The sequence below is a fragment of the Bariatricus sp. HCP28S3_D3 genome, assembly GCF_052065755.1.
GTDB lineage: Bacteria > Bacillota > Clostridia > Lachnospirales > Lachnospiraceae > Allocoprococcus.
The window spans coordinates 71241-81776 of record NZ_JBQHTK010000008.1 but is presented as its reverse complement, the minus strand read 5'-3'; the positions used below and the strand labels follow the sequence as shown (position 1 = coordinate 81776).

The 10536-nt window shown below is 42.0% G+C and carries 5 protein-coding genes and 1 pseudogene; 4 read left to right on the top strand and 2 right to left on the bottom strand.

The genetic code is table 11. The annotated features are described in order from the left end of the window. The 4 genes and pseudogenes from ACTNB3_RS07980 to ACTNB3_RS07965 form a co-directional block, all read left to right on the top strand. Window positions 1-1921: pseudogene (locus ACTNB3_RS07980) on the top strand (hypothetical protein); the annotation flags it as partial. Window positions 1922-2030: 109 nt separating this feature from the next. Next, complete coding sequence (locus ACTNB3_RS07975) at window positions 2031-4628, top strand: Ig-like domain-containing protein (RefSeq protein ID WP_441025006.1); 2598 nt, start codon at window positions 2031-2033, stop codon at window positions 4626-4628. A gap of 236 nt (window positions 4629-4864) precedes the next feature. Further along, window positions 4865-5827, top strand: coding sequence for an LPXTG cell wall anchor domain-containing protein (locus tag ACTNB3_RS07970; protein ID WP_441025004.1), 963 nt, complete (start codon window positions 4865-4867; stop codon window positions 5825-5827). Between the two features lie 135 nt (window positions 5828-5962). Further along, a complete protein-coding gene (locus ACTNB3_RS07965) occupies window positions 5963-6721 on the top strand; it encodes a Fic family protein (protein WP_291816525.1) in 759 nt (252 codons plus the stop codon). A gap of 70 nt (window positions 6722-6791) precedes the next feature. Here ACTNB3_RS07965 and ACTNB3_RS07960 read toward each other — a convergent pair whose 3' ends face one another. After that, window positions 6792-9011, bottom strand: a complete 2220-nt coding sequence (locus tag ACTNB3_RS07960) for a glycoside hydrolase family 2 protein (RefSeq protein ID WP_291816524.1) — start codon at window positions 9009-9011, stop codon at window positions 6792-6794. Between the two features lie 12 nt (window positions 9012-9023). Next, complete coding sequence (locus ACTNB3_RS07955) at window positions 9024-10421, bottom strand: MFS transporter (protein ID WP_441025002.1); 1398 nt, start codon at window positions 10419-10421, stop codon at window positions 9024-9026. Between the last annotated feature and the right edge of the window lie 115 nt (window positions 10422-10536).

The window sequence follows — 10536 nt, the reverse complement described above, 5'->3', positions numbered from 1 at the left end:
CTACACGGCAACGGCCAAAGTAAAAGGTGAACAAGGCGAAGAAATTAAGCCTGTAACGGATACGAAAGTTGTTGAAACCAACGCATTAGGACATAATTACAAAGCAGAGTTTACATGGGTGGAAAATGAAGCTGATCATACCGCAACCGCAACAGCAGTTTTCACATGTCAGAATGACGCTACTCATAAGCTTGAAGGTGATGCTGTAGAGGTTAAAGTTGTAAAAGTGGAAGAAGAAAGTACAGAACCTACATGTATCTACTCTGGAAAGAACGTATTCAAAGCAACGGCAACAGCGACAGATGCAGATGGTAAAGTATATACTGCAGATGAAACAAGAGAAGTTAAAATTCCTGCAACAGGTCATACTTATGCCGATGATGAGGAACATGCAATCTGGACATGGACCAAGGCTGAAGGCGAGAGTAAAACAGCTTACGTGGCAACATTAGTTCTTAAATGTACAACATGTGGAACTGTGACTGATCCGATGGATGCTGATGATGTAACAGTTCAGACTACAAATGCAACATGTACAGAGGCCGGAACAGCAACTTACACAGCAAAAGTAACTCATGATGATGTAGAGTATACAGATGTCAAAGAAGTTACAGGCGAAGCATTAGGACACAGCTACCAGGCTACATGGAAGTGGGAAGCAGTAGAAGGAGCAGAGATTCCGTTTAAAGCAACTGCAGATCTTGTTTGCTCAAGATGTGAAGATAAAGTAGAAGGACTCGAAGCAAAAGTTACTCAGAAGAGTCATAAAGATGCAACTTGTACAGTTGATGGCGAGACAGTTTACGTAGCAAACCTTACTTATGAGAATAGGGAACATAACTCAGAGAAAACTGTTACAATCAAAGCAACTGGTCATGAGTGGTCAGAATGGGTAACTGTAGAAGAACCTACTGAGACAACAGTAGGAAAGGCAGAGAGAACCTGCTCTAAGTGTGGTGAGAAAGAATACAAGACGATTGCTATGCTTTCTGCACCAAGTGTAGTTTATAGAACTCATGTACAGGATTTCGGATGGCAGGCAGAGCAGTCAGATGGAGCAACAGCCGGAACATCCGGATTATCTAAGAGACTTGAAGCTATCGAAATTAAGCTGGCAGCCAATAACTCATACACAGGAAGTATTGAATATAGAACTCATGTACAGAATATTGGATGGCAGGATTATGTAGCGGATGGAGCAACAGCCGGAACATCAAAACAGTCCTTGAGATTGGAAGCAATTCAGATCAAACTGACAGGTGAGATTGCAAACTATTATCATGTTTACTATCGTGTGCACGCACAGGATTATGGATGGCTTGATTGGGCTAGTGATGATCAAGTAGCCGGAACCTATGGTTTAGGAAAACGTCTTGAAGCAATTGAGATTAGATTAGTTCGAGATGGTGATCCGGCACCTGGAGAAACTGATAAGCCGTATGTATACAGAAATGTATTGTACAGAACACATGTACAGGATTACGGATGGCAGGATGCTAAGGTTAACGGAGAGTCCAGTGGAACAACCGGAAAATCTAAGAGACTTGAAGCAATTACGATTGGGCTTCAGAATCAGGAATATAGTGGTGATATTATTTACACAACACATATTCAGGATATCGGATGGCAGGATAAGACAGAAGCTGCTTGGAAGAAGAATGGAGCTATCAGTGGCACATCCGGACAGTCTAAGAGACTTGAAGCAATCAGAATTAATCTGACTGGAGAAATGGCTAAGCATTACGATGTATATTACAGAGTACATGCACAGGGATTCGGCTGGATGGGCTGGGCTAAGAATGGCCAGGCTGCCGGAACAGCTGGATATTCTTACAGACTTGAAGCTATCCAGATTCAGCTGGTACCAAAGGGAGAAGCAGCACCTGGATCAACCAATAATGCATTCAGACAGAAAAAATAATATGATAAGTATTTGCTAGCATAATACTTTGAATCAGAAAGGACTGCTGTGAAAACAGTGGTCCTTTTTGAACAAAGTATTATAAAAAAGGGAGCGCGAGATAACGTTTATGAAAAAGGGAATAAGAAAAATTACTGCATTATTTCTTGCGGCTGCAATAATTGCTTCTCAGAGTATTCTTGCTATTGCGGAAGATAATTCAAACATGCAGTATGAGAGTAATATTATTTCTGAGGAGTATGTGAGTCCTATCTACGAAGGTCTGGTTCAGGAATCTAATCTTGAGACAAAGAATAATAGTAATTCTATCTCTTCTTATGCGAATGAGAAAATTGAATATCTGACTTCTAAGGAAGAATGTGCAGCCATACTTCGTGAAGGAATGAAGCAAAGACAGGAAACTATTAAAGTATATTATCAGGCCGATGCATATGTGAATGGGCTCGGTACAGAGATTGTGAAGCTTGCCTGCAAGCATACCGGGGATCCAATTGAAGGCGATTATCTTCTGGCAAGTTTTAAAACGGTAAAGGTCGGAGGAACTAAAGAAGATCTGGGAAATGTATGTAAAATGAATTTCGTGTTTACATTTACTTATAACACGAATGCAGAGCAGGAAGAGATTGTCACGGAACGTGTTCAGGAAGTACTGGACGAATTGAATGTATATAATAAAAGTGATTATCAGAAAGTCAGAGGCATTTACGATTATATTTGCAGTCATGTCGAGTATGATAATGAACATAAGGATGATGAAGACTACAGGCTTCAGTTTTCCGCATATGGAGCTTTGGTTGATGGAAAGGCTGTTTGCCAGGGATATGCTTTGTTATTTTACAGGATGGCATTGGAACTGGGAGTAGATAATCGATTGATCCCAGGAAAGACAAAATCGGAAACCCATGGATGGAATATTGTAGAGTTGAATGATCTTTATTATAATCTTGATACCACATGGGATGCCGGAGAAGAGACATATGAATATTTCCTGAAGTGTGAAGATAATTTCCCGAATCATACACGTGATGAGGATTATGCGACGGATGAATTTTATAATGCTTATCCGATGAGCGGGGAAGATTATGTGATTCCGGTGATGTGTGAACCTGGTCATCATCAGTATGAGGGGACATTTACATGGACAGAGAGTACAGATGAAGAAGGAGCAGTGAACGGATATACAGCAGCCAAGGCAGATCTGGTATGCAGCATTTGCGGGGACACGAATAAAAATCTGGAAGCGGTTGTTGCAATAGATGAAGAAAATAGTGTTAAGCCAACATGTGGAGAACAGGGGAAAGATGTTTACATAGCTGTTGCTACAGTAAAAGATGACGAAGGTAATGAAATTGGTTCTGTGTCTGATACAAAGGAAGTTACAGTTCTGCCAACCGGGGAGCATACTTATGGAGAATGGATGACCGTAGAATCTGCAACATACAAAGAGACAGGACTTCAAAAGGCTACATGTACAGTTTGTGGAAATGAGGTCACTGAGGAAATTCCGGTACTTACGGCAAACAGTATTACAATAAATAAATCACAGTGCAGCCTGGAAACAGGAGAAAGTATTACACTGACAGCGACTTGTGATCCGATAGCGGAAAAGCCGGAAGAGGTTGAGTGGAAAAGTGACGACGAGAGCATCGCTATTGTGGAAAATGAGGATGGCAATGCGAAAGTAACGGGGAAAAAAATCGGAACCGCAACAATCACAGCATCTGTAGGTGGAAAAATGGATACCTGTGTGGTAACTGTAACTGGAGCAAGTGTGATGTACCAGACCCATATTCAGGATTATGGATGGAGGCAAGGATGGAAGGAAAATGGTGAAACCAGTGGGACTTCTGGAGAATCCAAGCGTCTAGAAGCCATTCAGATTCAGATTGCTGATTCCAAATATCAGGGCTCAGTTCAATATACAACGCATATTCAGGATATCGGTTGGGAAAATAAGGGTGAAGACGACTGGAAAGAAGATGGAGAGGTAAGCGGAACGTCTGGAAAATCCAAGCGCCTGGAAGCAATACGAATCAGGTTATCCGGTGAAATGAAAGAAAAATACGATATTTATTATAGGGTACATGCACAGGATTATGGATGGTTAGATTGGGCAAAAAATGGTGAGGAAGCTGGGACCAGTGGACTTAGTAAACGTCTCGAAGCGATTGAAATTATATTGATTCAAAAGAGTGGTCAGGCACCGGGGAAAACGGATAAACCTTATATTATGAAAACGATATCTTACCAGACCCATATTCAGGATTATGGGTGGAAGCAAGGTTGGAAGATGAATGGTGCTGTGAGTGGTACATCCGGTGAATCAAAAAGACTTGAAGCTATCCAGATTAAGTTGGAAAATCAAAAGTATGATGGAAGCGTAATATATACAACCCATATTCAGAATATTGGCTGGGAGGCTGTAGATGAGGCTGCTTGGAAGGCAAATGGGAACACGAGTGGAACTTCCGGCAAATCAAAGCGGTTGGAGGCAATTCGAATAAAGCTTACCGGAGAGATGGCTGAACATTACGATGTATACTACAGAGTTCATGCACAAAATTTTGGATGGATGGGATGGGCTAAAAATGGTGCACCGGCTGGAACGGCTGGGTATTCGTACAGGTTAGAAGCCATTCAGATACAGCTTATTCCAAAGGGAGAAGACGCTCCGACCAGTACAATGGTATCATATAAACAAAAGTAGTTAATAGAGTATCAAAAAGATTATTTTTATCTTGAAAGAAGATAAGACTCCCACCTCGCAGCAAGTACGCCGAGGCGTACTTGAATAAAAAACAGGAAAAAATTCACAAAATTCACACATTTATATAAAAGGTGTTGCAAAAAAAATATAGATATGATACGATGCTGATAAGCGTGGAGAAGTCTACAGAAAATTACAGTTGATTCCAAATAAGGGGAGAAAAAAGGAGGACTTTTATGAAAAAAAAATTAGTCAGCCTGCTGCTGACAAGTTGTCTCGCAATCGGTTTGATTTCAACGACCGCACTTGCAAAAGATGAGACACTTTCAAAACAAATACCTACATACCGCGCAGCTCTGTGTGGTGGAACTTATTGCACAACAGTGAATGTTAATGTAACAGACATTCCAGAAGATGGCTCACTCGAGGGGAAGACAGTGGATGATTTATTGTATGCAACTGAGTCAGTGCAATATGCAGATGCTATTACCGGAAGATACAGCATTTCATTAGTACCGAAGTGTCCATGTCAGACTATTACATCAGTTACATCAAGCATTGGTGATCTTTCTCTTGCGAAATATCGTTATTATTACATTAATACATGCCCGCAGGAAGTTGTTAAGAATGTTAATGTAGTTACTGTTAACATGAAGCATACATGTATTTATGGAGAGCCTGTTGTTACAGAACCTACTTGTACAGAACCAGGATCTGTTGTAAAAGAATGTATTTGCTGTGGTCACAAAGAGACAGAAATACTTGATCCATTAGGACATGACTGGACAGAATGGGAAGTTGTGAAAGAGCCTACTACTGAAGAAGAAGGCGAAGAAGAGAGACATTGCACAAGAGGCGATGCAGAAGAAACAAGACCAATTGATAAACTTGATAAAGATCCGGTAGGCCCAGTAGATCCGGTAGGCCCAGTAGATCCGGTAGATCCGGTAGATCCGGTAGACCCAGTTGATCCAGTAAACCCAGTTAATCCTGTAGATCCTGTTAAACCGGCTGATAACAACAATCAGAACAAACCGGCTGCTACAAATACCAACAAGACTACTGTAGATAACACAAAGAAAGCACCGAAGACCGGTGATGAAAGCAGCGTAATCCTTTGGGTTACAACAATTGCTCTTGCAGGAGTAGTTGGTACAGGCGTTGTTATCTATGACAAGAAGAGAAAACATAACGCATAATTAATATGAACTTCATCCCTCACAGTGAATAACACTGTGGGGGATTTTTCTCTATAAAAGTTTATAAACTGATTGTGCCTATATAGATTGAAAGGGTATAATAGTCTTATATCATTTTAAGTGGGGTTGAAGAGCATGAAATACGAAGAAATTCTGAAGTGGTGGAAAGAAGAAAAGAAAGAAACAAGAGAAGATATTCTTACTTTGTTGGATAATTATAAGATTCTCTTTGCCTACCACTCTGGAAAGATTGAGAATGACACGATTACACTTCATGATACAAGAGAAATTTTTGAAAACGGATGCGTGGTAAATTATACAGGAGACCTACGTACCTTGTTTGAAATTAAGAATCAGAAAGACTGTTTTGAAGGTTTGATAGATCAGATTATAGAAAAAGAAAACATCACAATAGAGTTTATTCAGGAATTACACTATCAACTTATGAAAGGGTGTTACGATGAAATCAGATATAAGAAAGGAGAGCGCCCGGGGAAATTCAAGGCATATGATTATGTGACGGGAGATGGAATTGGAACGCCTCCAGATGAAGTGGAAGATGAATTACGAGAATTACTTGATGAGATAGAAGAAGCAGAAGGTAAAGATGTAATGACGATTGCGGCATATTTGCATCTTCGCTTCGAAGAGATTCATCCATTTGCTGATGGAAATGGACGGGTAGGAAGAACTTTGATGAATTACTATCTTATGACCCATGATTATCCGCCATTGATTTTGTATAGTGAGGATAAGAGAACATATTACATGGCTTTGGCTGTGTATGATAAAACGGGTCAGATTTCAGTATTTATCGAGTTTCTTAAGGAACAGATGGTGAAAACATGGGAACGGAAAAAGAGAGTTCCGGTAAGGCTGAATATGTTTTTGTAAATGAAGTAAATTGATAAAGAGGCAAAGCGTGCCATATTGGCAGATTGCTTTGCCTCTTTTAGAAGAGTACTTATTTCTTAATCTGATTCAACTGTTCATTTAAAGCCAGAAGTTGTTCTTTTGTTACAGTTAGGCCGGTCATTCCTGCCATGCTGATCATGCGAAGAAGGGTAAAGCTTCCAAGCATCTGCATGGTGGCTTCATTAATCATGGAAGCGGCCTGCTGTCCGCCTGCCATCTGTTCCATCATAGCAGCAATGAGTACTTTTCCGTCTTCGGTTTTCAGAATATCCTCCAACTTATCATTCAGTGAGAAATATCCTTCCGGCGCGGTGATGTCAAACCAGTTCAGGATTGCACCCTTTTCTTTTAAACGATAGTCTTCGTTAAACACTTCGACCTTGCGGAGGAAGCTTTCGTCTTTGCATTCTCCTGCAACGGCAATCAGGGTAGTTTCTCCACTGTTTGGTACTTCAAAGTAGAAGAAGTGTTCCGGTGAAGACTGTTTTCCAAGGCTTACTCCGTTTGCAAACAGCTCGACTTCCGGCTGATTTGAGTAAACAGTTACTTTCGTCACATCTTCAACACGGTCCACATATCTTTTGCTGCAGATATGGACGAACGGGTCATCGGAGAGCCATGCTTTGTAAGCATAGAAAGAATCTTTCTTATATTTGCGGTCAAAGGTGACAAGTCCTTTATGATTCTGGCCGTTTTCGCCGCCTTCATTTCGGGAGTCAGCTCCGAAGTCAAACATATTCCATACATGGGTTGCCCACAAATATTTCCGTGTGTATAGCTGTTTGATCAGTTCTTCGTGGTAATATGCCTGATATTCCTCTGTGTAATCGCCCTGATCCGGATTGGAATTATGCCAGTTCAGTGCCTCACATCCATATTCGCTGCATCCGATCGGAATGTTCGGATGTTTTTCGTGGAACTTGTCGAACCATGGTCCGTTCATGGAAGTATTTCCACCGTACCATCCGAAATAGTGGTTGTAAGACACTACATCCGGAATCTGGATATATGGGTCATCCATGCTGCAGCTGGAAAGACAGGCAATGGTCGTAAGGCGCGTTTTATCCATTTCATGAACAATGTCATTCAGGATATGGTGGTTTTCCAGAAGATCCTCATCGGACTCGCCGCCCATGGTGATTTCGTTAGAAAGTCCCCAGACAACGATGGAAGGATGATTGTAGTTCTGTACGACGAGCTCTTTCATCTGGGAAATCGTATTTTCACATCCTTTTGGAAGATGAGTGGAAATGTACGGAATTTCTGCCCATACAACCATACCTCTCTCATCACAAAGATCATAGAAATACTGGTCATGCTGATAATGAGCAAGGCGGATTGTTGTGGCTCCAAGTTCGCAGATTAGCTCCATATCTTCTACTTGGTGTTCCGGAAGAAGTGCATTTCCGATACCCCATCTGTCCTGATGACGGGATACACCGCGCAGAGGATATTCTTCTCCATTTAAAATAAATCCGTTTTCCGGGTCAATCTTAAAGGTTCTGCATCCGAAATGTGTGGATACATTGTCGAGTGTAGTTTTATTTTCCAGAAGAACAGCTTCGGCGGTATAGAGGTAAGGATTCTTCTTTCCGTGCCATAAATGAACATTTTCCAGTGTAAATACTGCTTTGGTATCCGTGCTCTTAGCTTCGGCAACGACAGAGCCGGAAGCATCTTTTAAGGTGTAGAGAATCTGCTGATATTCTTTTTTATTTGTGACAAATACTTCTACGGTAACATTTGCAGAAGTTCCGGAGATTTCAGGCGTTACCTGGATTCCCGGGCCGCCGAAATAGTCCAGATCAAAGTGGGAATCACTTACGGCAAGGATATTTACATTCCGGTACAGACCACCATAGAAGGTGAAATCTGCATGCTGCGGATAAACAGTATCATTTACGCTGTTATCTACTTCGATTACAATCAGGTTCTTTGCTTCCAGAGCATCGGTGATATTGACTCTCCAGGTAGAATAGCCGCCGTCGTGGCTTCCCATTTTCTTGTTGTTTACATACACAGAAGCGGAAGAGTTGGCTCCGCAAAGCTCCAGATAATACTGATCTGCTTCCGGAAGTTCGGATTTTTCCAGTTCTCTTGCGTAAAATGCAGTTCCGCGGTAGAGGTCATTTCCCCCATCCTGCCCGTCGATGGCGTTCCAGGTGTGCGGGATGTTTACCCAGTACCAGCACTCAGGCATGGTTTCCGGAACGCAGGTGGCTTCTTTAGAAAATGCCCATTTAGTATTAAGATTTACAATTTGTCTCATTCGGTATTCCTCCTAATTAGCAGCGTTTTTCGCTTTCAGAATCTCAATGTTTTTTAGTACTTTTTTCTTGCTCAGTGGATAAATGAAAATCAGACTAAGTGCTACAAGTAAGTATAATACAGCAGGGATTAAAGTTGCAGTATTGTAAATTCCCTGTACAACAGCTTCGGTCTGAACAACAGCAGCAGAATCAAATCCGATCCAGCCAAGTGCCCATCCGCCAAGTCCGCCGGCAACAGCCTGTCCAAGCTTGCGGGCGAATGAATATACAGCATAAACGGTTCCGTCTTCACGGCTTCCGGTGCGGATTTCCTGGTCATCGATGATGTCTGTGATAAATGCCCACATGATCAGGTTAAATACGCCAAATCCAAGGAATCCGATTACGTTGATGATAATGTAGGTCCACATAGACTTGGTTTTCATAATGAACAGAAGGAAGCAGGCAACAGCACCGCTGACACTTCCGAAGATTCCTACTTCTTTTTTACCGAATTTACGGCTGAGCGGAACGGCAACCGGTGCAAGAAGGATACCCGGAAGCATGCTCACAGCGTTCATGACCATAACACCGCTCTTGTCTTTGAAATAATCGATGAACAGATACTGGTTGATGGACTGGTTCAGAATCTGCGCTGCAAGGATGCAGATGGAAGCGATTACGATTCCGATCAGTGCACGGTTTGTAACCAGAGTCTTCGCTGTCTCGACAAGACTTACATGTTTGGTGTTTCCTGCAGGCGTAGCTTTCACACGTTCTGTTGTCATAAAGTAACAGATGAGGTAGCTGGCAATTGAAAGAACGGAAAATACCAGTGCAACGATCGGGAAGAGTTCCCCCTTTACAATCTGGTTTCCGGCTGCGTCAGATGCATACAAAATTGCCGGAGCACCGATACCTACAGCGATGTTGGCAACAACAGAACCGAGGCTTCGAAATGTAGAAAGCGCTGCACGGTCATCTGCTTCCGGACTGATCAGAGAAGCCATGGAACCGTAAGGAATATTGATCGCGGTGTAAAAAATGCTGCCCCAGAGAAGGTAGGTGGCAAACATATAGACGATGCGCAGCGTCATCGGCGCGTTGGCCATGGAAGTCTGATACATCAGGAAACTGGCAAGTGCCACCGGTCCGCACATGCGGCGCAGCCATGGTTTGAATTTCCCGTCTTTTGCAGGCTTTGCCTTGTCGGCAATACGTCCCATCGTTACGTCGGTAAATGCATCAACGACCCTTGCTACAACAAACAGGGTTCCTACAAGCCCCGGGCTGATTCCAAGTACTTTTGTGTAGAACACCATCAAAAATACACTGGCAAATGTGAATGTGAAGTCGTTACCGAGGTTACCGATCAGGTAGCCGACCTTGTCCCGCCAGCCAAAGGGACGAATCTGTTTTTCTTTGCTCATTCGTTTTCTCTCCTTTGTTTAAAGATTTATTTGTAATGCTTATCCTAAAGAATATCCGAAATTTCAGTGAGAAATATTTTTACTGAATTTGTAATATTTTTATATTATATTGAAA

Excerpts from the sequence above, each read along its gene's own strand:
- ACTNB3_RS07975 (WP_441025006.1), top strand. The coding sequence starts at position 2,031 with ATGAAAAAGGGAATAAGAAAAATTACTGCATTATTTCTTGCGGCTGCA.
- ACTNB3_RS07970 (WP_441025004.1), top strand. The coding sequence starts at position 4,865 with ATGAAAAAAAAATTAGTCAGCCTGCTGCTGACAAGTTGTCTCGCAATC.
- ACTNB3_RS07965 (WP_291816525.1), top strand. The coding sequence starts at position 5,963 with ATGAAATACGAAGAAATTCTGAAGTGGTGGAAAGAAGAAAAGAAAGAA.
- ACTNB3_RS07960 (WP_291816524.1), bottom strand. The coding sequence starts at position 9,011 with ATGAGACAAATTGTAAATCTTAATACTAAATGGGCATTTTCTAAAGAA.
- ACTNB3_RS07955 (WP_441025002.1), bottom strand. The coding sequence starts at position 10,421 with ATGAGCAAAGAAAAACAGATTCGTCCCTTTGGCTGGCGGGACAAGGTC.